Here is a 20,872-nt window from a genome sequence, read left to right as displayed (position 1 = left end):
GGGGGCTCTATTGTTATCGAATTATCGGATAAGCGATGCTTAGTAAAAATCAAATCAAACGCATACAATCGCTCGCCCGTAAGAAAGGACGGCGCGACGAAGGCTGTTTCATAGCCGAGGGTCACAAACTGGTCGAGGATACCTGGGCGGCCTTCGAGTGTGACACGCTGCTGGCTACCCGCCGGTGGATCGATGCGCATGCCCGCGCGTTCGACCGGCCGGCGCAGGAGGTGACCGAGCAGGAGATGGCGAAGGTGTCGCAACTCACGACCCCCACCGACGTGATGGCCATCTACCGCATACCCCGCTATCGGCTCGATGTGGAGGCCCTGCGCCAGGAGCTGGTGCTGGCTCTCGACACCGTGCAGGACCCTGGCAATCTGGGTACAATCGTGCGCCTGGCCGACTGGTTCGGCATCCGGCACATCGTCTGCTCGCCCGAGACGGCCGACCTCTACAACCCCAAGGTGGTACAGGCCACGATGGGGGCCTTGGCCCGGGTGCGCCTTTACTATACCCCGTTGGCCGATTTTCTCGGTTCGATGGACCGCACTACGGTCTATGGCACCTTTCTCGACGGGGTCGACCTCTATCGTTCAACCCTGACTCCCCGGGGTGTCATCGTCATGGGCAACGAGGGCAACGGCATATCGCCCGAGCTCGAGCCCTACATCGGGAGCCGTCTCTATATCCCCAGCTATCCGGCTGGACAACCCACCTCCGAATCGCTCAACGTCGCCATGGCGGCAGCCATTACCTGTGCCGAGTTTCGCCGGAGGCAAATCGTTTCGTAAAATATGGCAAAGACAAAATCGGTTTACTATTGCAATAATTGCGGGGCCGAGTCGGCCAAATGGATAGGCCGTTGTCCCGTGTGTGGCGAATGGAATACCTACGTCGAGGAGGTGGTGAGCACGAAGCCTGCCGCCTCGTCGGGTAGCGGATACAGCCTCTCGGGTGAGAATCGGGTGCGTCCGCAACGCATCGACGACATACAGGTGACCGAGGAGTCGCGCATCGACCTGGGAAACGGCGAACTCAACCGGGTGCTGGGCGGCGGTCTCGTGCGCGGGTCGCTGGTGCTTATCGGTGGCGAGCCGGGCATAGGCAAGTCGACCCTTATCCTGCAAACCGTCCTGGGGCTGAAAGGCTATAAAATATTATATGTGTCGGGCGAGGAGAGTGCCCGCCAGTTGAAGCTGCGCGCCGAGCGCATTGGCGGCAGTGCTCCCGACTGCTATATCGTGTGCGAGACTTCGCTCGAAGATATTTTCGTACACATCCGCAACGTCGACCCCGACATCGTGGTCATCGACTCGATACAGACCATCGCCACCACGGCCATGGAGTCGTCGCCCGGCAGTGTAGGGCAGGTGCGCGAGTGTGCCGCCTCGCTGCTGAAGTTTGCCAAGCAGACCAACACGCCGGTGCTGCTCGTGGGGCATATCAACAAAGAGGGGAGCATTGCCGGCCCCAAGGTGCTCGAGCACATAGTCGACACGGTGCTGCAGTTCGAGGGCGACCGGCATTACATGTACCGCATATTGCGCTCGATCAAAAACCGTTTCGGCAGCACGTCGGAGCTGGGCATCTACGAGATGCGGCAGAACGGTTTGCGTGAAGTCTCGAACCCCTCGGAGATGCTGCTTACGCAAGACCACGAGGGGCTGAGCGGTGTAGCCATCGCCGTCACCATCGAGGGGGTACGCCCCTTCCTGATCGAGACACAGGCCTTGGTGAGCACCGCCGCATACGGCACGCCCCAGCGGTCGGCCACGGGTTTCGACCTGCGGCGCATGAACATGCTGTTGGCCGTGCTCGAGAAGCGGGTGGGGTTCAAACTGGCTCAGAAAGATGTATTCCTCAATATCGCGGGCGGCATCAAGGTGAACGACCCGGCCATGGACCTGGGGGTCATCAGTGCCATCCTCTCGTCGAACATGGATATGGCTATCGAGACCGGCACCTGCATGACCGGCGAGGTGGGCCTCTCGGGCGAGATACGTCCCGTCAACCGCATCGAGCAGCGCATCCTCGAGGCCGAGAAGCTGGGATTCAAACGCATGCTTATCCCGCAGAACAACATCAAGGGTTTCGACACCTCGAAGCTCTCCATCGAGTTGATTCCGGTGCGCAAGGTCGAGGAGGCCTTCCGTCAACTCTTCGGATAAAACAGAAAGAAGATTATGATTCAGGAATTGCAATTACGAATTTTGCCCGAGCAGGCTGCCAACGAACAGAATATAGCGGCCTATGTGGCTCGTGAGCAAGGAATAGATATACGCACGGTGAAGAGCGTGCGGGTGCTGAAGCGCTCGATCGACGCTCGCCAGCGCACCGTTATGGTCAATTTGAAGGTGCGCCTGTACATCAACGAGTTCCCGCAGGACGACGAGTTTCCCCGCATCGACTATGGCGATGTATCGGGTAAGCCGCAGGCAGTGGTGGTGGGGGCCGGCCCGGCCGGATTGTTTGCCGCCCTGCGTCTGATTGAACTGGGGGTGCGCCCTATCGTGGTCGAGCGGGGAAAGAACGTGCACGACCGTCGCAAGGATATTGCCCGCATCAGTCGCGAGCAGCGCATCGACCCCGAGTCGAACTACAGTTTCGGCGAGGGTGGGGCAGGTGCCTTCTCCGACGGCAAGCTCTACACCCGCAGCAAGAAGCGGGGCAACGTAGACCGCATTCTGCAAATCTTTTGCCAGCATGGCGCTTCGGTATCGATTCTCTCCGATGCTCATCCGCATATCGGCACCGACAAACTGCCCGCCGTCATCGAGCGCATGCGCAACCGCATCGTCGAGTCGGGGGGCGAAGTCCACTTCGAGACCCGCATGGATAGCCTCATAATCGAGGGCGACGAGGTGCGGGGCATCGTCACGGCCGACGGGCGGGAGTATACCGGCCCCGTCATTCTGGCCACCGGCCACTCGGCCCGCGACGTCTACTACATGCTGCACGACAAGGGGGTAGAGCTCGAGGCCAAGGGTATCGCCGTGGGTGTGCGTCTGGAACATCCCCAGCAACTCATAGACTCCATACAGTATCACAATCCGCACGGTCGGGGCAAGTACCTGCCGGCCGCCGAATACAGTTTTGTCACCCAGGTGAACGGGCGGGGGGTCTACTCCTTCTGCATGTGTCCCGGCGGCTTTGTGGTGCCGGCCGCCAGCGGGCCCGAACAGATTGTGGTCAATGGCATGTCGCCTTCGACCCGCGGTTCGGCTTGGGCTAATTCGGGCATGGTGGTCGAGTTGCAGCCCGAAGATTTTGCCGACCGCTTCTCGGCCTATGGCGTGTTGGCCGGCATCAAGTTTCAGGAAGACCTCGAGCGCCAGTGCTACCTCAACGGCAACTGCAAACAGACGGCTCCCGCCCAGCGTATGACCGATTTCGTGAACCGCCGCAACTCCTACGACCTGCCGCGTTCCTCCTATTCGCCGGGGCTTATCGCCTCGCCGTTGCACTTCTGGATGCCCCCCTTCATCGTCACCCGTTTGCAGGAAGGATTCAAGCACTTCGGCAAGGTATCACACGGGTTCCTCACCCGCGAGGCGGTGATGATTGGGGTAGAGACCCGCACCTCGTCGCCGGTACGAATACCTCGCGACCGCGAGTCGATGACCCATATTCGCCTGCAAGGGCTCTATCCCTGTGGCGAAGGTGCCGGATATGCCGGCGGCATCGTGTCGGCCGCCATCGACGGCGAACGCTGTGCCGAGGCGTTGGCCCTTCGACTTACCGGTAAACCTGCATAACCCGCCGCGTGTTGTATATACGTTTTTATGGAAAAGTGTAAGACGATGAAACTGACCTATCTTTTTCACAGTGGCTTTTTGCTCGAGGCCGATGGCTTTGCCGTCGTTTTCGACTATTATCGCGGGGGCGAGGCCATCCTCGACGAGGTGCTTCGCCGTGGCGAGCCGCTCTATGTGCTGGTGTCGCACGAGCATCGCGACCACTACAACCCCGAGATATTGACCTGGAGCCGGCTGAACAGCCGCATCTGCTACCTGTTTCCCCGCGAGATGGACAGCCGCAGCGAGTTGGTCCATCTGCCCAACGCGGCATTTTTGAGCCGGGGCGAGTCGTTTGCCGACGAGCGGGTGCGGGTGACCGCCTTCGGGTCGACCGACCTGGGCGCCTCTTTCGAGGTCGAGACCGGCGGCCGTGTGATATTTCATGCCGGTGACCTGAACAACTGGCACTGGACGGACGAGTCGACCGAGGAGGAGGTGCGCGAAGCCGAGGCCGCCTATCGGGCCGAGCTCGACTACTTGGGGCAGACGGTGGCCCGGTTCGACGTGGCCATGTTTCCTGTCGATGCCCGGCTGGGTAGCGACTACATGCGGGGCGCCCGGCAGTTTGTCGAGCGGTTCGAGGTAGGGCTCTTCGTGCCCATGCACTTCTATCCCGCAGTCGCCAAGGCCGAAGCCTTTGCACCCATAGCCCGGCAGCACGGGGCCGACTTTGTGCTGTTGAGCCATACGGGCGACAGTGTGACTATTCAATAACTATTCTATAATCATTCTATAATTTATACTACGACTATGGAGATAAAATCGAAATTCGACCACTTCAATGTAAATGTGACCGACCTCGACCGTAGCATTGCCTTCTATCACAAGGCGTTGGGCTTTCACGAGGTAAGCCGTAAGGAGGCTGCCGACGGCTCGTTCGTGCTGGTCTATCTCTCCGACGGCGTGTCGCCCTTCCTGCTCGAACTCACCTGGTTGCGCGACCACGACCAGCCCTATGAACTGGGCGAGAACGAGAGCCACCTGTGTGTGCGGGTCGAGGGCGACTACGACCAGGTGCGGGCCTTCCACAAGGAGATGGGCTGCGTCTGCTTCGAAAACGAGGCGATGGGGCTCTACTTCATTCACGACCCCGACGACTATTGGATCGAGGTGCTCCCGGTGAAGGAGTGAATAGCGTCATAAAAACTTAGGAAAGCTGTCATTCTCGCAGGAATGGCGGCTTTTTTCTTTTGAATAGGTTGTCGGAATGATAAAAAGGTTTTACCTTTGTACGATTCCATGAAAAAGAGGCGATAAAGATTTCGTTCGATTTGTATCAATGGCATTTTGAAAGAGTGCGAGATTCTTCTTTCGTGAAAGAGTATTTGACAAGCAGAAGTATATTTGTAGTATGATAACCTTTTGTATTGCCCTGTTGCTGCTGGTTGCAGGCTATTTTGTGTATGGTGTCTGGGTCGAGAAGGTGTTTGGCGTAGAGCCGAGCCGGACGACCCCCGCCTATGCTTCGACCGACGGGATTGACTATATCCCCATGCCCACGTGGAAAGTTTTCCTCATACAGTTCCTCAACATCGCCGGGCTAGGCCCTATCTTCGGGGCTATCATGGGAATCCTCTACGGTCCTTCGGCCTACCTGTGGATTGTCTTCGGTACCATCTTCGGTGGAGCCGTGCACGACTATCTGTCGGGTATGCTCTCGGTGCGGCGCAACGGCGCCAGCCTTCCCGAACTCGTAGGAGACGAACTGGGAGTGGGCATCAAGCAGGTGATGCGGGTATTCTCGCTGCTCCTGATGGTGCTTGTGGGGGCTGTCTTTGTCATCAATCCTGCCAATCTGCTCGACCTGCTCACGGGCGAAGGTACCACCACGGCCCTGTGGGTTGCCATCATCTTTGGCTACTATATACTGGCTACGCTGCTGCCTATCGACAAGCTCATCGGGCGGCTCTACCCGATTTTCGGGTTTGCCCTGCTCTTTATGGCCATCGGCATCATGGTGTCGCTTTTCCTGCGCCCTGACAGTCTACCCGAGTTTACCGAAGCCATGGCCTACACCCGGTCCGATGCCGACGTGAATCCCATATTCCCCATGATGTTCATCTCGATAGCGTGTGGAGCCATATCGGGCTTTCACGCTACCCAGTCGCCCATGATGGCCCGCTGCCTGAAAAACGAGAAGATGGGCCGCCGGGTATTCTATGGCGCCATGGTGGTCGAGGGTATCGTGGCCCTCATCTGGGCGGCTGCCGCCATCGCCTTCTTCGACGGGTCGTTTGCCGCGCTCTTCGACTATCTGACGGGTAAGACCCCGGCTATTCTGGTCAACGACATATCGGTAGGGTGGTTGGGTACCTTCGGCGGTATTCTGGCCATGCTCGGTGTGATTGCCGCTCCCATTACTTCGGGCGATACGGCTCTGCGGTCGGCCCGGTTGATTGCGGCCGATTTCCTGCACATCTCCCAGAAGAAGATACGCAACCGGGTGCTGGTGTCGCTCCCCATCTTTGCCCTGGCCTGGCTGGTGATGATGATCGACTTCGAGGTGCTGTGGCGTTACTTCGCCTGGTGCAACCAGACGCTGGCCGTCTTCACCCTGTGGGCCCTCACCGTGTGGTTGGCCCGCGAACGCAAATGCTATTGGATTACCTTTGTCCCGGCCCTGTTTATGACCCTGGTGACGGTTACCTATATACTCTTTGCCCGCGAAGGGTTCAGGCTTCCCTACGGTGTTTCGCTGGGTGCAGCCTTTGTCGTCACGCTGGCGATAACCGTTTTGTTCGTTCGGTTCAAACGCTCGCTGCCGGGCCGTGAATCTTTAAGAAGATGATATGAATCTGTTGACCAATTATCATTCGCATTGTGAGTTTTGTGACGGGCACGCCCCCATGGCTGACTTTGTCGAGGAGGCCGTTGCCGAGGGTTTTGCCTCGTACGGCATATCGTCGCACGCCCCCTTCCCGATAGCCAACAACTGCAACATGCACCGGGAGCGGCTGGCCGACTATCTCGATGAGTTCCATCGGCTTAAATCGCTCTATGCGTCGAAAATAGAACTTTATGTGGGGCTCGAAATCGACTTTCTCGACGACACCTTCAACCCCTCGATTCCCTACTTTCAGGAGCTGCCGCTCGACTACCGCATCGGGTCGGTGCACTACATCGTTACCCCCGACGGAACTCCTATCGACACCGACGGCTCTCCCGACCGCTTCAGAGGCTACGTCGATACCTATTTCGGGGGTGATGTCGACGAGGCGGTGCGTCGCTTCTACCGCAGTTCGTTCCGCCTGATCGAGTTGGGCGGGTTCGACTTTCTGGGGCACCTCGACAAGATAGGGCTCAATGCCTCGCTCTATCGGCCCGGACTTGACCGTGAGGCGTGGTACCGGCAGCTGGTGAACGACTACCTCGAGGCAATCGCTTCGCGCCACCTGCTGGTCGAGGTCAACACCAAGGCCTTTGCCACGCGCGGCCGCTTCTTCCCCAACGAAGACTATTTCGAGCAGATGCACCGGATGGGCATCCGGGTGGTCGTCAACTCCGATGCGCACTATCCGGCCAAAATCAATGCCGGCCGCCCCGAAGCCCTGCACGCCTTGGCCCGTGCCGGCTACACCGCCGTGTGGCAGTTGAGCCGGGGCGAGTGGGTAGAGGCTCCGCTCGACCTGTAACGGGGTCGTATGATTTTCTTTCGGAAAAGAATATAAAGCTGTTTCTTTCATGGTTACAGCTTTTTTTTGTATCTTCGTGCCGATTTTTTTAAGTAAATATTATTTCAGAAATATATGGGCAAGAAATTCACCGAATATTCTCACTTCGACCTCTCCGAAATCAACAAGGAGGTTCTGGATCAGTGGGATAAGCAAGATCTTTTTCATCAGAGTTTGGAAACCCGCGAAGGTTGTCCTTCGTTTGTATTCTACGAGGGTCCCCCCTCGGCCAACGGTATGCCGGGTATTCACCACGTAATGGCTCGCTCCATCAAGGATATTTTCTGCCGTTACAAGACCATGAAGGGATTTCAGGTGATGCGTAAGGCCGGTTGGGATACCCACGGTCTGCCCGTAGAGTTGGGTGTGGAAAAGGCGCTGGGCATTACCAAGGAAGACATCGGTAAGACCATTTCGGTGGCCGACTACAACGCTACCTGCCGCAAAGATGTGATGAAGTTTACCCGCGAGTGGGAAGACCTCACGCACCGTATGGGTTACTGGGTAGATATGAAGAACCCCTACATCACCTACGACAACCGTTATATCGAGACGCTGTGGTGGCTGCTCAAGCAACTCTACAACAAACACTACCTCTACAAGGGATACACCATTCAGCCCTATTCGCCTGCTGCCGGTACCGGCCTCAGCTCGCACGAGCTCAACCAGCCCGGTTGCTACCGCGATGTGAAGGATACAACCTGTATCGCACAATTCAAGATTCGCAATCCGCGTCCCGAGATGGCGGCTTTCGGTGAGCCCTATTTCCTGGCATGGACCACGACGCCTTGGACTTTGCCCTCCAACACGGCGCTGTGCGTAGGTCCCAATATCGACTATAATCTGGTACAGACATACAATCCCTATACCGGTGCGCCCATCAGCGTGATTGTGGCAAAGGTACTCGTGCCCACGCTCTTCAACGCCAAGGCTGCCGACCTGGAGCTCGACGCCTACAAGCCGGGCGACAAACTCATCCCCTGGAAAGTCGTAGCCGAATACAAGGGCAGCGACCTGGCCGGCATGGAGTATGAGCAACTGTTGCCGTGGGTAAATCCCGGCAAGGGCGCTTTCCGTGTAATCACGGGCGACTTTGTGACTACTGAAGACGGTACCGGTATCGTGCACATTGCACCTACGTTCGGTGCCGACGACGACCGGGTGGCTAAAGCCAGCGGCGTGCCCCCGTTGATGATGCTCGACAAGGACGGCAACCGCCGGCCTATGGTCGACATGACCGGTAAGTTCTACCTGCTCGAAGACCTCGATCCCGAGTTTGTGAAGGAGAATGTCAACGTAGAGGCTTACCGCGAGTATGCCGGCCGTTTCGTGAAGAACGCCTACGACCCGGCACTGACCGAGGACGACGCTACGCTCGACATCGACATCTGTGTGATGTTGAAGCAGACCAACAAGGTGTTCAAAATCGAGAAGCACGTACACAGCTATCCCCACTGCTGGCGTACCGACAAACCGGTGCTCTACTATCCCCTCGACAGCTGGTTCATCCGCACCACGGCTTGCCGCGACCGCATGATTGAGCTCAACAACACCATCAACTGGAAACCGCAGTCGACCGGTTCGGGCCGGTTCGGCAAATGGCTCGAGAATCTGCAGGACTGGAACCTCTCGCGCAGCCGCTACTGGGGTACCCCGTTGCCCATCTGGCGCACCGAGGACGGCAGCGAAGAGATTTGCATCGGTTCGGTCGAGGAGCTCTACAACGAAATCGAAAAGGCTATCGCCGCCGGTGTGATGACCGAGAATCCCTACAAGAAACAGGGTTTCGTACCGGGCGAATATACGGCCGAAAACTACAACAAGATAGATTTGCACCGTCCCTACGTCGACGACATCGTGCTCGTTTCGCCTTCGGGCAAACCCATGAAGCGCGAGAGCGACCTCATCGACGTGTGGTTCGACTCGGGTGCCATGCCCTATGCCCAGATACACTATCCGTTTGAGAACAAGGAGGCCTTTGACAAACGCGAGGTTTACCCCGCCGACTTCATTGCCGAGGGTGTGGACCAGACGCGTGGCTGGTTCTTCACGCTGCACGCCATCGCCGCGATGGTATTCGACAGCGTGGCCTACAAGGCCGTAGTCTCCAACGGTCTCGTGCTCGACAAGAACGGCAACAAGATGTCGAAGCGGTTGGGCAATGCCGTCGACCCCTTCAGCACCATCGAAAAATATGGTTCCGACCCGCTGCGCTGGTACATGATTACCAACTCGTCGCCGTGGGATAACCTCAAGTTCGACTTCGACGGCATCGAAGAGGTGCGCCGCAAATTCTTCGGCACCCTGTACAACACCTATTCGTTCTTTGCCCTCTATGCCAATGTCGACGGCTTCACCTTTGCCGAGCCCGAGATTCCCGTAGAGAAGCGTCCCGAGATCGACCGCTGGATTATCTCGCTGCTCAACTCGCTCATCAAGGAGGTAGACGAGCAGCTCTCGGCCTACGAGCCCACCCGTGCCGGACGTGCCATCTCCGACTTTGTAAACGACAACCTCAGCAACTGGTATGTGCGCCTGAACCGGAAACGCTTCTGGGGCGGTGCCATGACCGACGACAAGCTCTCGGCCTACCAGACCCTCTATACCTGCCTCGAGACGGTAGCCAAACTGATGGCGCCTATTGCCCCCTTCTATGCCGACCGCCTCTACACCGACCTCACTACGGCCACCGGCCGCGACAACCGTTCGGTACATCTGGCCAACTTCCCCGTAAGTTGCGACCGCTATATCGACTCGGCACTCGAGGAGCGCATGCAGATTGCCCAGAGCATGACCTCGATGGTACTGGCTTTGCGTCGTAAAGTCAACATCAAGGTGCGCCAGCCGCTCACGACCCTCATGGTGCCGGTTCTCAATCAGGACCAGCAGGCTCACATCGAGGCCGTGAAAGACCTGGTATTGAGCGAGGTGAACGTGAAGGAGATGAAGTTTGTCGACAACGCCGCCGGCATACTGGTGAAACGCGTGAAACCCGACTTCAAGAAACTGGGCCCGCGCTACGGCAAAATCATGAAGCTGCTGGCTGCTGCCATCGCCGCCATGTCGCAACCCGATATTGCCGAGTTCGAGAAGAACGGTTCGTTTACCTTCGACATCGACGGCCAGCAGGCCACCATCGAGAAGGGCGACGTAGAGGTGATTTCGGAAGATATTCCCGGCTGGCTGGTAGCCAACGAGGGGAACCTCACCGTGGCACTCGACATTACGGTGACCGACGAGTTGCGTCGCGAGGGTGTGGCCCGCGAACTGGTGAACCGCATCCAGAACATCCGCAAGACCTCGGGCTTCGATATTACCGACAAGATCGACGTCTACATCGCATCGAACGAAGAGACTGACCAGGCTGTGAAGGAGTATCGCGACTACATGTCGCGCCAGGTGCTGGCCAATACCTTCGAGATTGTCGACACGCTCTCGGGCGAGGGTGTCAGCGAGTTGGATTTCGACACCTTCAAGGTAAATATCAAAATTGTTAAATCCGTGAAATAATAGAGAGCCATAGTAATATTTCTGTTATATTTGACCTGACGTAAGGCACCCCCGGAGGGGGATGAACCGATGGAATGTGTAACTTTAACCAATAATAATTATGAGTGAAAAAACACGCTATTCCGACGCCGAGTTGGAAGAGTTTAGACAGATTATCAACGAGAAGCTCGAGAAGGCTTATCGGGATTATGATTTGCTGAAAGCCTCGATTATGAATACCGACGGTAACGATGTAACCGACACGTCGCCCACATTCAAGGTGCTGGAGGAGGGTGCAAGTACGCTTTCCAAGGAAGAGGCCGGACAGTTGGCTCAACGTCAGATGAAATTTATACAACATTTGCAGGCTGCACTCGTGCGCATCGAGAACAAGACCTACGGCATCTGCCGCGAAACCGGCAAGCTGATTCCCAAAGAGAGACTCCGGGCTGTTCCTCATGCCACGCTGGGCATAGATGCGAAGGTAGATGGACGCAAAAAATAAGTGGGCCGCGCTTTTGCCTGTCGGCTCCCTGCGGGAAGCCGCGGGACGGTATGCCCGTTTTACGAAACTTATCGAAGCGATATGCTGATACAATTCGACCTTCGGTCGCTCTTCTCGCCGTAGAAAAGCACGAAGGTCGAATCTGTTTTTTTGAAAAAGAGAGAAAAGATGAAGAAATTGACCAAAGGCCAGATTGCCCTCGTGGTGATTGTGCTTGTACTCATTATCGACCAGGTCGTGAAGATATGGGTGAAAACCCACATGTATATAGGCCAGGCCATTCATGTGACCGACTGGTTCTACATTGCCTTTATCGAGAACAACGGTATGGCGTTCGGTATGGAGGTGGGTAGCAAACTGTTCCTTACGCTGTTCCGCATCGTAGCTGTCGTGTTGCTGGTGTGGGTCTTGTGGCGGGTGAAGAACAAGCCGCAGATGCCCACGGGCTTTATTGTCTGTCTGGCCCTGATTATCGCCGGAGCGGCCGGCAACATATTCGACTGTCTGTTCTACGGGCTGTTGTTCGACAATCCCATGCCGCCGATGGTGGCCTCGTTTGTCCCGGGCGAGGGGTATGCCGGGCTCTTCTACGGGCGTGTGGTCGATATGCTCTATTTCCCGCTCTTCAGTTTCTACTGGCCCGACTGGATGCCGTGGATCGGCGGGGAGCGTTTCGAGTTCTTCCGCCCGGTCTTCAACATAGCCGACTCGGCCATCTCGGTCGGTGTCGGATGTCTCATTCTGTTTTATCACCGCTATCTCTCTACCGACCACAAGAAGGAGGCCAAACCGCAGTAACGATATGAGAAAGCTGGTATATCTCGTCATGGCGCTTTTCGTGCTGGCTGCCTGCAGTCACGACCCCGACTATGTAATCGGAAAAAAGAAGATGGTCGATGTGCTGGTCGACGTGCACAAGGCCGAGGCCGTAATCGAATCGAACTACAACCTGTACAGCAGCAATGCCGACAAGAAGAAGTTGCGCGAGGCGGTTTTCTTGAAGCACGGCATCACGCAGGAGCAGTTCGATACCAACCTGGTGTGGTACGGGCATCATATCGAAGATTACATGGCGATATACGAGCAGGTGATAGAACGGCTCCAGACCGAGAACGACGAGGCCAAGAAACTGCTGGCCGAGGAGAACTCGCAGACCATGTCGCAACCCGGCGACAGTGTGGATGTGTGGAAACAGAAGCGGGCTCATGTATTCGATACGCGACAGGCCTCCAATCTGCTCGCTTTCGAAATCGTGCCCGACGAGAACTTCCGCATTCGCGACTACTTCGAGTTGCGGTTCAAGGTGCTTTTCATGCCCCGTTTGGCGGTGAAGCCGCAGGTCTACATGGCCATACGGCACAGCAACAACGATATTGTCTACAATCAGGTCGATGTCGATCGGGAGGGGTGGTGCACGCTGCCGTTGCAGTCCGACTCCGTGGCCTCGTTGCAGCGCCTCTTCGGATATGTCGTGTTACCCGTTCAGCCGGTACCGTCGGCTATGTATGTCGACAGTCTGTCGCTCATCCGGCGCCACTACAACAACCGCATTCCGGCGGTAAGCGGGCAGAAGTCGCTGCCCGAACGACCCGTCGAAAACAAGTCGGGGAATCGTGCACCGATAAGAAAATTAGGAAACTTGAAAAAATAGCTCCAGATTAGCAATTATGAAAAAAGGATTCTTCTCACATCAGTTATGTTACAGACGCTCTCTGTTGAACAAGCATATTCTCTACCTGACCATAGACAATAGGGTAGACAACATATTGCCATTTCAGCGCGAGGTGTCGTTGACCACTTTTTGTGAAGGAGTGCTTTTTGTCGTTTCGCTCGATTTTGAATCTGAGAAGGATGAGTTTTGCCGCACCATACGCGAGCAGTTGGAGGCTAACTGGTTGCTTACCGTGGGCGAAGCCATCATTCAGAATCCCGTCTATTTGCGCCACATGGCCGACGATGTGCATCCGTGCAGTCTCTATACCATCACCTCCATCAGTTGGGCTACGGCCCGGTTGCGCGACGACCGTCTCGATTTGGTGAAGGTGCTCTGAGCGAACTGCGGCTTCGATGTGTCGGCTTTCACTGGTCGATGGAGCAGGAGGGGTACCCCCGTTTCACGGGCGTGGTCTCCAAGGCTTCTGTTCGGTGCGGATTATCTGCAGGTGGCGATACCATTGTGCGCAATACAAGTACAGAAACAAAAATAGGAAGATAAAAAGAGAGCGGCCCCCCGTGTGGGGTCGCTCTCTCTGTATAGATAGGTTTGTCGGTTTCCTTGATTAGATGACACCTTGAGCCATCATGGCTTTGGCCACCTTCATAAAGCCGGCGATGTTGGCGCCCTTCATGTAGTTGATGTAGCCGTCGGGTTCGGTTCCGTATTTCACGCATTGGGCGTGGATGTCGCTCATGATCGTGTGCAGGCGTTGGTCAACCTCTTCGGCCGTCCACGAAATGTGCATGGCGTTTTGAGTCATCTCCAGACCCGAGGTAGCTACGCCGCCGGCGTTGACAGCCTTGCCCGGACCGTACATGATACGGTGTTTGATGAAGAGGTCGATAGCCTCGGGACGGCAACCCATGTTCGAAATTTCGCCCACGCAGATGACGCCGTTCTCGATCAGCTTCTTGGCATCCTCTTCGTCAAGCTCGTTCTGGGTAGCGCAAGGCAATGCGATGTCGACCTTCTGTTCCCAGGGACGTTTGCCGGGGAAGAATTGCACGCCGTATTTCTCGGCATAGGGAGCTACGATGTCTTCGCCCGAAGCACGCAACTCGAGCATGTAGTCGATCTTCTCGCCCGAGATTCCGTCGGGGTCATATACATAACCGTCGGGGCCCGATATGGTAACCACCTTGGCGCCCAGTTGGGTAGCTTTCGAAGCAGCACCCCAGGCCACGTTGCCGAAGCCGCTGATGGCGATGCGTTTGCCGGCGATGTCGATACCCTTGGTAGCCAACATCTGTTTTACGAAGTAGAGACCTCCGTAACCGGTAGCCTCGGGACGGATGAGCGAACCGCCGAATTCGAGGCCCTTGCCCGTGAATGTACCAGTGTGCTCGTGGGTGAGTTTCTTGTACATGCCGAACATGTAGCCCACCTCGCGGCCGCCTACGCCTATATCGCCGGCCGGTACGTCGGTGTCGGGGCCCAGATGGCGCCACAACTCCAGCATGAAGGCCTGGCAGAAGCGCATGACCTCAGCGTCGGATTTGCCGCGCGGACTGAAGTCCGAACCACCTTTGGCACCGCCCATGGGCAGCGTGGTAAGTGCATTTTTGAAAGTTTGCTCGAATCCGAGGAATTTCAATATAGAGAGGTTTACCGATGCGTGGAATCGAATGCCGCCTTTGTACGGGCCGATGGCATTGTTGAATTGTACGCGGTAGCCCAGGTTTACCTGTATGTCGCCGTTATCGTCTACCCAGGGTACTTTGAAGGAAACGATTCGGTCGGGTTCGACAAGCCGCTCGATCAGTTTGGCTTTTTCGAACTCGGGGTGTTGGTTGTATACCTCTTCGATAGAGAGTAACACCTCGTGTACCGCTTGTAAATACTCCGACTCACCGGGGTGCTTTGCCTCCAATGATGTCATGATGTGCTCGATGTTCATAGTCGCGATATTGTTAAGTTAAATTCTTGGTTGGGTACCTCCTTGGGAGAGATACTCGTTTCTCTTATTGCAAATGTACATAATTCTATGGATAAAAAAATTTTTTTTACTACTTTTGAACAATTAAATCGTAAAAAAGTGGAATGGCATTTTGTAAGCCAAAATCGACAATAGAACAATGAATCGGCCAAATATAAATCAATTATACTTGAAAGATACCTCTTTTGCTAACTTAATGCAAAAAAGGGTCTTCAATGTCTTACTTGTTGCGAGCCGTTACGACGCCTTTATCATGGAGGAAGACGGGCGGGTCGAAGAGCAGATTTACTTCGAATATGTGTCGCTGAACCTGAGTTCTCCCCCGCGGGTGAAGCAGGTGACGACCAACGAAGAGGCCTTCGAAGAGCTGGCCATGAAGCGCTACGACCTCATCATTACCATGCCGGGGGTCGACTGTTCCGAGACCTTCACCCAGGCCAAGGCCATGAAGCGCCTCTATCCTTATATACCTATTGTGGTGCTCACCCCCTTCTCTCACGAGGTGTCGAGGCGCATTGCCAAGGAAGACCTGAGCGGTGTTGACTACGTGTTCAGCTGGTTGGGCAACGTAGACCTGCTGGTGGCTATCATCAAGCTCATCGAAGACAAGATGAATGCCGAGGTCGACATCACCTCGGTGGGGGTGCAGCTCATCCTGCTGGTCGAGGACTCCATCCGGTTCTACTCCTCCATATTGCCCCACCTCTATAACTTTGTGCTGAAGCAGTCGCAGATATTCTCGACCGAGGCGCTGAACGAGCACGAGCGCATGTTGCGCATGCGGGGGCGCCCCAAGGTGATGCTGGCCCGTACCTACGAGGAGGCCATGCAGATTTACGAGAAATACTCGGGCAATATGCTGGGCATCATCTCCGACGTGTCGTTTATCCGGGCCGGGGTGAAAGACAAGAAGGCCGGCATCAAGTTCTGCTCCTATGTGCGCTCGTGCGACCCCTATCTGCCGCTCATTATCGAGTCGTCGGAGTGGGAGAACCACAAGGATGCCATTCGGCTGAACGCCTCGTTCCTCGACAAGAACTCCAAGAAACTGCCGGTCGATTTGCGGAAGACGATTCTGAAAAATTTCGGTTTTGGCGACTTCACCTTTATCAACCCCCACACGGGCGAACCGATTGTCACCATCAAGAATCTCAAGGACCTGCAGGACAATATCGACATCATCCCCGACGAGTCGCTCTACTACCACGCGTCGCGCAACCACATATCGCGCTGGCTCTATTCGCGGGCCATATTCCCTATGGCCGAGGCGTTGCAGCCGCGCCGCATTACCGACCTGAGCGAGATTTCCGAAATTAGGCAGCTCATCTTCGACGCCATCGTGCAGTACCGCAAGATGAAGAACCGGGGGGTCGTGGCCATCTTCAAGCGCGACCGTTTCGACAAGTACTCCAACTTTGCCCGCATCGGCGAAGGATCGTTGGGTGGTAAGGGGCGTGGTCTGGCCTTTATCGACGCCATGATCAAGCGAAACCCCATCTTCGACGACATCGAGGGGGTGAATGTGACGGTGCCCAAGACCGTGGTGCTCTGTACCGATATATTCGACACCTTTATGGAGAGCAACAACCTCTATCAGGTGGCGCTCTCCGATATACCCGACGAAGAGATTCTGGAGCAGTTTCTCAAGGCTAAGCTCCCCGACGAGCTGAAGCCCGACCTGCTGGCCTTCTTCGACGTGGTGGGCAAACCTATTGCCGTGCGTTCGTCGAGCCTGCTCGAAGATTCGCACTATCAACCCTTCGCCGGCATCTATTCGACCTACATGATTCCGGCTCTCGACGACAAGGAGGAGATGCTGCGGCTGGTGCTCGACGCCGTGAAAGCCGTCTACGCCTCGGTATTCTATGCCGACAGCAAGGCCTATATGACGGCCACCTCCAACGTCATCGACCAGGAGAAGATGGCCATCATTTTGCAAGAGGTGGTGGGCAACCAGTATGGCGACCGCTATTACCCGTCGTTTGCCGGGGTAGGGCGCTCGATCAACTACTATCCCATCAACGACGAGAAGGCCGAGGATGGCGTGGTCGATTTGGCTGTCGGTCTGGGCAAATACATTGTCGACGGCGGCCGCAGTCTGCGCTTCTCGCCCCGGCACCCTAACAAGATATTGCAAACCAGCACCCTCGACCTGGCGCTGCGCGATACACAGACTCGCTTTTATGCGCTGGACATGAAGCGGAGCGAAAAGAATTTCTCGATTGACGACGGCTTCAATCTGCTCAAACTCTCGGTGCGCGATGCCGAGAAGGATAACTCGCTGCGGCTGATGGTTTCGACTTACGACCCGATGGACCAGATTATTCGAGACGGCTATTACGAGGGTGGCCGCAAGGTGGTTACCTTCGCCAATATACTCAAGCACAATGCTTTTCCGTTGGCACCCATTCTCGATACGATGCTCACGGTGGGCAGTCGCGAGATGGGACGTCCGGTCGAAATCGAGTTTGCCGGACTGCTCGGTACGAGCGGGAATCCGGGTACGGTCTATTGGTTGCAGATACGGCCTATTGTCGACATGAAGGAGATGCTCAACGACAACGTGATGGATGTACCCGACGAAAAGACCATTTTGAAGAGCAATACCGCTCTGGGGCACGGCATCATGGACAACGTGCGTCATATCGTGTATGTGAAGTCGCAAAACTTCAAGGCTTCAAATAATGTCAATATAGCAAGAGAAATCGAGAAAATAAATCGTACCTTTACCGAGCGGGAAGAGTATTACATCTTGATAGGTCCTGGCCGGTGGGGCTCGAGCGACTCGTCGCTGGGTATTCCGGTCAAGTGGCCCCACATCTCGTCGGCACGGCTCATTGTCGAGTCGGCGCTAGATAACTATCGGATAGAACCGAGTCAAGGCACTCACTTCTTCCAGAATCTCACCTCGTTTGGGGTGGGCTATTTCACAGTCAACTCGTTTGCCGGCGATGGCTATTACGACGAGGCCTATCTCGACAGTCTGCCGGCGGTGTACGAATCGGCATCTTTGAGAATAGTGGAGTTTGAGAAACCTGTATTGATAGAGATTAACGGACGAAAGGGCAAGGGGCTGGTCACGAAACCGGGTCTGGACCTGAATGAAAATAAAAAAGAAGAATAAGTTATGTCGATATTTAAGAAAATGGGGAGAGCCTTGGGCTTCTCTGGCGAAGACGATGAAATGGAGTCGCAGCCCTATACGGCCGAAAACATTACGAATGCTTGTGTTCGTGAGCGGGAGTCGCAAGGTGAGCACGCCGAGTCGGCCGCTCCGGCAGAGCCGTCGCATAATACCGAGGTGCTCCGGTCCGAAGAGTCGGGCGAAATACAGTTGCCCGATACCATGCTCGAGGTGATGGTCGAGATGCTCAACCGCTCGTTGCCCGAGTATGTCGTGGCCGCTCTCGATAAGGATGCCGAGAAAAAATACCTCTTCGAGCAGCTCGACGAGCCGTTCAAAAAGTTCGTGGCCGATGTCAATGCCCGTTCTCGCGAGTGGGTTGTCCGCAAGTGGGAGAACAAGCACAAGGCGTTGACGAAGGAGGTCGAGGAGGCTCGGGTCAAGGTGAAGGAGCTCGAGGAGCAGCGCAATGCCATGCAGAGCGCTCAGTTGAGTGCCGAGCGGCAGAAACGCGCCGTGACCGACAAGGTGCACGAGCTGGAGGCCCGTATCGCCACACTCGAAGCCGAGCGCGAGCAGTTCGATCTCGAGAACAAGAGTCTGGTCAATAAGCTGAAGGTCTCGACCGTCCATCAGGAAGAGGTCGACGCTGCCTATGCCGAGGTGGCCCAGTTGAGAGAAGAGCTGAAGAAACAGACCGGCAATTCGGCCGAAGCCGAGCAGCTCCGCAACGATTTGCAGCAGGCTCAAGTCGATTTGGCCGAAGCCCGAGAAAAGGAGCAGGAGGCGACGGTTCAGCTCGAGAAGGCTCGCGAAGAATTGGCCCGTCAGGAAGAGAAGATGGCTCAGTTGGTCAAACAGATAGAGACGCTCGAAGCCGACCTGGCCGAAGCCCGAGAAAAGGAACAGGAGGCGAAGGCTCAACTCGAGACGGTTCGCAAAGAGTTGGCCCGGCAAGACGAGATGATAGCTCAACAGACCAAACAGATAGAGGTCCTCGAAGCCGATTTAACCGAAGCGCGCAATGGCCTGAAGGTGGTCGACGAAGTCGAGGCCAAGCTCAAGCAGTTTGAGCAGGTCAAAGCCTCGAAAGACGACCGTATAGCGCAACTCTCCAAAACCGTACAGGAGTTGGGCGAGGCAAATGCCCGGTTGCAAACCCGGCTGGGCGAGATGGCGCAGCGCAACGAGCGGCTGGAGAGTCGGGCCCAGGAGGCTGCAACTCGACAGAGCGAACTCGATACCTTGAAAGCCGATTTGGAGAGTGCCAATGCTCTGGTAGCAGCCTTGCGCAACCAGCGTCAGGAGCTGTTGTCGCAGATGGAGGCCCTTCAGGCGGCAAAGCTCCTCGAGGAAAAGCCAGTGCCGACAGTCGATGTACCGCCTGTTGTGGAGAAACCAGAGCCTACGGTAATCAGTTTCGATACTCCGCAAAGCGATGAGCCCGAGGTTGAACCTGTCCCCGCAGTAGAACCGGTTTCCGAGCAGCCGGCCGAGTCTGTACCCGAATCGTTGCTGGAGACGGCTCCGCAATCCGATACACCTGTGCAACCGGAACAGCCCGAAGCTCCCCGGCAAGAGTCGGAACCCGAGCCCGAGGAGGAGCCTGCACAGCCGGTCGAGAAGCCGAAACCTGCCAGGAAATCCCGGCGCAAGCCCAAAGCGCCCGAGAAGGTCGAGGTCGACTCTGTCGACGACGATTTTCCGGGGCTCGACAGCTTTGGCGATAATTGGCTGATACCTACTCGGCCCGATACCCCCGAGATGATTGCCAAGCGCAAGGAAGAAGAGAAGAAGAGACGCGAAGCCGAAGAGCAGGCTGCGATGGAGCAAAAGAAGTCGCATCAGGTCGACCCTTCGCAAATGACCCTTTGGTAATAATACGGCAAACAGATGATTTACGACAACACCATGGTCCGTCGGCAAGATCGCTTGCTCGACGAACCTCGTGCCTGGGAGCTCTTGCAGAAAGGCGAGTATGGGCTTCTTTCTCTGGTCGATCTCCAGGGTAACCCCTATGGCATCCCCATCAATTATGTGTGGGATGGGCACGACCACATCTATTTGCACTGTGCTCCCGAAGGGAAAAAACTCAACAGCATCAAGCTGCATCGCGAGGCCTCGTTTTGTGTCGTAGGTCGCACGCATGTCGTGTCCGGCAAGTTTACGACCGGCTACGAGAGTATAGTTGTCAAGTGTCGGGCACAAATCGGACTCACGGCCGATGAGCGTCGACATGCCCTCCGGCTTTTCTTGGATAAGTATTCGCCCGACGATAAGGAAGTCGGGTTGAAGTATGCCGAGAAATCGTTTCATCGGACCGAAATCATCCGCCTCGACATCCAGGAGTTTAGTGGTAAACAGAAAAAAGTCGACTGACTCTTGCACTCTATACTCTATAAGTAGAGGGAAAAAGGGTAGGGATATGTTCGGCTGTTTGCCGGGAGCTGGCAAAAACCTTCAAAAAAAAATTTTTTGTAAGGTGCAGATCAATAGGCGATTGATGGCATCCTTGAAAAAATTTTGAAAAAAAAGTTGCTGAAAAATTTGGAAGGGAAAAGAAAAAGGGTGTATCTTTGCATCACTTTCGCCGCGAGAAAGGGCCGAAAAGACCTGACTCGGAAAGACGA

General features: G+C 55.8%; 16 protein-coding genes. 15 read left to right on the top strand and 1 reads right to left on the bottom strand.

Going from position 1 to position 20,872, the window contains the following annotated elements; translation table 11 throughout:
* The first annotated feature begins 35 nt into the window (after positions 1–35).
* The 12 genes from B5F38_RS09985 to B5F38_RS09930 all read left to right on the top strand — a co-directional run bounded on the left by B5F38_RS09985 (position 36) and on the right by B5F38_RS09930 (position 13,516).
* Positions 36–794 (top strand): RNA methyltransferase, encoded by a 759-nt coding sequence (locus B5F38_RS09985; protein ID WP_087409148.1) that lies wholly within the window; start codon positions 36–38, stop codon positions 792–794.
* A gap of 3 nt (positions 795–797) precedes the next feature.
* Positions 798–2,171: a DNA repair protein RadA gene (gene radA, locus B5F38_RS09980; protein ID WP_087409147.1), complete on the top strand. Its 1,374-nt coding sequence runs from the start codon at positions 798–800 to the stop codon at positions 2,169–2,171.
* A gap of 15 nt (positions 2,172–2,186) precedes the next feature.
* A complete protein-coding gene (locus tag B5F38_RS09975; RefSeq protein WP_087409146.1) occupies positions 2,187–3,758 on the top strand; it encodes an FAD-dependent protein in 1,572 nt (523 codons plus the stop codon).
* Positions 3,759–3,803: 45 nt separating this feature from the next.
* The gene (locus B5F38_RS09970) at positions 3,804–4,514 is read left to right on the top strand and encodes an MBL fold metallo-hydrolase (RefSeq protein ID WP_087409145.1); all 711 of its coding nucleotides are present in this window, start codon (positions 3,804–3,806) and stop codon (positions 4,512–4,514) included.
* Positions 4,515–4,550: 36 nt separating this feature from the next.
* On the top strand, positions 4,551–4,931 hold the full coding sequence (locus B5F38_RS09965; RefSeq protein ID WP_087409144.1) for a VOC family protein: 381 nt from the start codon (positions 4,551–4,553) through the stop codon (positions 4,929–4,931).
* A gap of 220 nt (positions 4,932–5,151) precedes the next feature.
* Complete coding sequence (locus B5F38_RS09960) at positions 5,152–6,588, top strand: carbon starvation CstA family protein (protein ID WP_087409143.1); 1,437 nt, start codon at positions 5,152–5,154, stop codon at positions 6,586–6,588.
* Position 6,589: 1 nt separating this feature from the next.
* Complete coding sequence (locus tag B5F38_RS09955; RefSeq protein ID WP_087409142.1) at positions 6,590–7,432, top strand: histidinol-phosphatase; 843 nt, start codon at positions 6,590–6,592, stop codon at positions 7,430–7,432.
* Between the two features lie 114 nt (positions 7,433–7,546).
* Positions 7,547–10,981 carry an isoleucine--tRNA ligase gene (ileS, locus tag B5F38_RS09950; protein ID WP_087409141.1) on the top strand — a complete coding sequence of 1,145 codons (3,435 nt, stop codon included), beginning with the start codon at positions 7,547–7,549 and terminating at the stop codon, positions 10,979–10,981.
* 100 nt (positions 10,982–11,081) lie between these two features.
* A complete protein-coding gene (locus B5F38_RS09945) occupies positions 11,082–11,465 on the top strand; it encodes a TraR/DksA C4-type zinc finger protein (RefSeq protein ID WP_025277464.1) in 384 nt (127 codons plus the stop codon).
* Between the two features lie 168 nt (positions 11,466–11,633).
* A complete protein-coding gene (locus B5F38_RS09940; RefSeq protein WP_087409140.1) occupies positions 11,634–12,263 on the top strand; it encodes a lipoprotein signal peptidase in 630 nt (209 codons plus the stop codon).
* Positions 12,264–12,267: 4 nt separating this feature from the next.
* Positions 12,268–13,116 (top strand): DUF4296 domain-containing protein, encoded by an 849-nt coding sequence (locus B5F38_RS09935; protein ID WP_087409139.1) that lies wholly within the window; start codon positions 12,268–12,270, stop codon positions 13,114–13,116.
* Between the two features lie 16 nt (positions 13,117–13,132).
* Positions 13,133–13,516: a hypothetical protein gene (locus B5F38_RS09930; protein ID WP_087409138.1), complete on the top strand. Its 384-nt coding sequence runs from the start codon at positions 13,133–13,135 to the stop codon at positions 13,514–13,516.
* A gap of 228 nt (positions 13,517–13,744) precedes the next feature.
* Here B5F38_RS09930 and gdhA read toward each other — a convergent pair whose 3' ends face one another.
* Positions 13,745–15,079, bottom strand: a complete 1,335-nt coding sequence (gene gdhA, locus B5F38_RS09925) for an NADP-specific glutamate dehydrogenase (RefSeq protein WP_087409137.1) — start codon at positions 15,077–15,079, stop codon at positions 13,745–13,747.
* Positions 15,080–15,257: 178 nt separating this feature from the next.
* On the opposite strand from gdhA, the gene B5F38_RS09920 reads away from it, so the two are divergent.
* Genes B5F38_RS09920 through B5F38_RS09910 form a run of 3 tightly spaced genes read left to right on the top strand, consistent with a single transcriptional unit; the run spans position 15,258 to position 20,621 of the window.
* On the top strand, positions 15,258–18,242 hold the full coding sequence (locus B5F38_RS09920) for a PEP/pyruvate-binding domain-containing protein (protein WP_087409136.1): 2,985 nt from the start codon (positions 15,258–15,260) through the stop codon (positions 18,240–18,242).
* Between the two features lie 3 nt (positions 18,243–18,245).
* Positions 18,246–20,120 (top strand): hypothetical protein, encoded by a 1,875-nt coding sequence (locus B5F38_RS09915; protein WP_087409135.1) that lies wholly within the window; start codon positions 18,246–18,248, stop codon positions 20,118–20,120.
* Between the two features lie 15 nt (positions 20,121–20,135).
* Positions 20,136–20,621 carry a pyridoxamine 5'-phosphate oxidase family protein gene (locus tag B5F38_RS09910; RefSeq protein ID WP_087409134.1) on the top strand — a complete coding sequence of 162 codons (486 nt, stop codon included), beginning with the start codon at positions 20,136–20,138 and terminating at the stop codon, positions 20,619–20,621.
* Positions 20,622–20,872 lie beyond the last annotated feature (251 nt).

The sequence above is a fragment of the Barnesiella sp. An22 genome (assembly GCF_002159975.1).
In the GTDB taxonomy this organism is placed as follows: domain Bacteria; phylum Bacteroidota; class Bacteroidia; order Bacteroidales; family Barnesiellaceae; genus Barnesiella; species Barnesiella merdigallinarum.
This window is presented reverse-complemented; position numbering and strand designations above follow the sequence as displayed.

What these genes read in the sequence shown, in the direction of transcription:
- B5F38_RS09975 (WP_087409146.1), top strand. Translation starts at nt 2,187, where the DNA reads ATGATTCAGGAATTGCAATTACGAATTTTGCCCGAGCAGGCTGCCAAC.
- B5F38_RS09935 (WP_087409139.1), top strand. Translation starts at nt 12,268, where the DNA reads ATGAGAAAGCTGGTATATCTCGTCATGGCGCTTTTCGTGCTGGCTGCC.
- ileS (WP_087409141.1), top strand. Translation starts at nt 7,547, where the DNA reads ATGGGCAAGAAATTCACCGAATATTCTCACTTCGACCTCTCCGAAATC.
- B5F38_RS09970 (WP_087409145.1), top strand. Translation starts at nt 3,804, where the DNA reads ATGAAACTGACCTATCTTTTTCACAGTGGCTTTTTGCTCGAGGCCGAT.
- B5F38_RS09985 (WP_087409148.1), top strand. Translation starts at nt 36, where the DNA reads ATGCTTAGTAAAAATCAAATCAAACGCATACAATCGCTCGCCCGTAAG.
- B5F38_RS09955 (WP_087409142.1), top strand. Translation starts at nt 6,590, where the DNA reads ATGAATCTGTTGACCAATTATCATTCGCATTGTGAGTTTTGTGACGGG.
- B5F38_RS09965 (WP_087409144.1), top strand. Translation starts at nt 4,551, where the DNA reads ATGGAGATAAAATCGAAATTCGACCACTTCAATGTAAATGTGACCGAC.
- B5F38_RS09930 (WP_087409138.1), top strand. Translation starts at nt 13,133, where the DNA reads ATGAAAAAAGGATTCTTCTCACATCAGTTATGTTACAGACGCTCTCTG.
- radA (WP_087409147.1), top strand. Translation starts at nt 798, where the DNA reads ATGGCAAAGACAAAATCGGTTTACTATTGCAATAATTGCGGGGCCGAG.
- B5F38_RS09940 (WP_087409140.1), top strand. Translation starts at nt 11,634, where the DNA reads ATGAAGAAATTGACCAAAGGCCAGATTGCCCTCGTGGTGATTGTGCTT.
- B5F38_RS09920 (WP_087409136.1), top strand. Translation starts at nt 15,258, where the DNA reads ATGAATCGGCCAAATATAAATCAATTATACTTGAAAGATACCTCTTTT.
- B5F38_RS09910 (WP_087409134.1), top strand. Translation starts at nt 20,136, where the DNA reads ATGATTTACGACAACACCATGGTCCGTCGGCAAGATCGCTTGCTCGAC.
- B5F38_RS09960 (WP_087409143.1), top strand. Translation starts at nt 5,152, where the DNA reads ATGATAACCTTTTGTATTGCCCTGTTGCTGCTGGTTGCAGGCTATTTT.
- gdhA (WP_087409137.1), bottom strand. Translation starts at nt 15,079, where the DNA reads ATGAACATCGAGCACATCATGACATCATTGGAGGCAAAGCACCCCGGT.
- B5F38_RS09915 (WP_087409135.1), top strand. Translation starts at nt 18,246, where the DNA reads ATGTCGATATTTAAGAAAATGGGGAGAGCCTTGGGCTTCTCTGGCGAA.
- B5F38_RS09945 (WP_025277464.1), top strand. Translation starts at nt 11,082, where the DNA reads ATGAGTGAAAAAACACGCTATTCCGACGCCGAGTTGGAAGAGTTTAGA.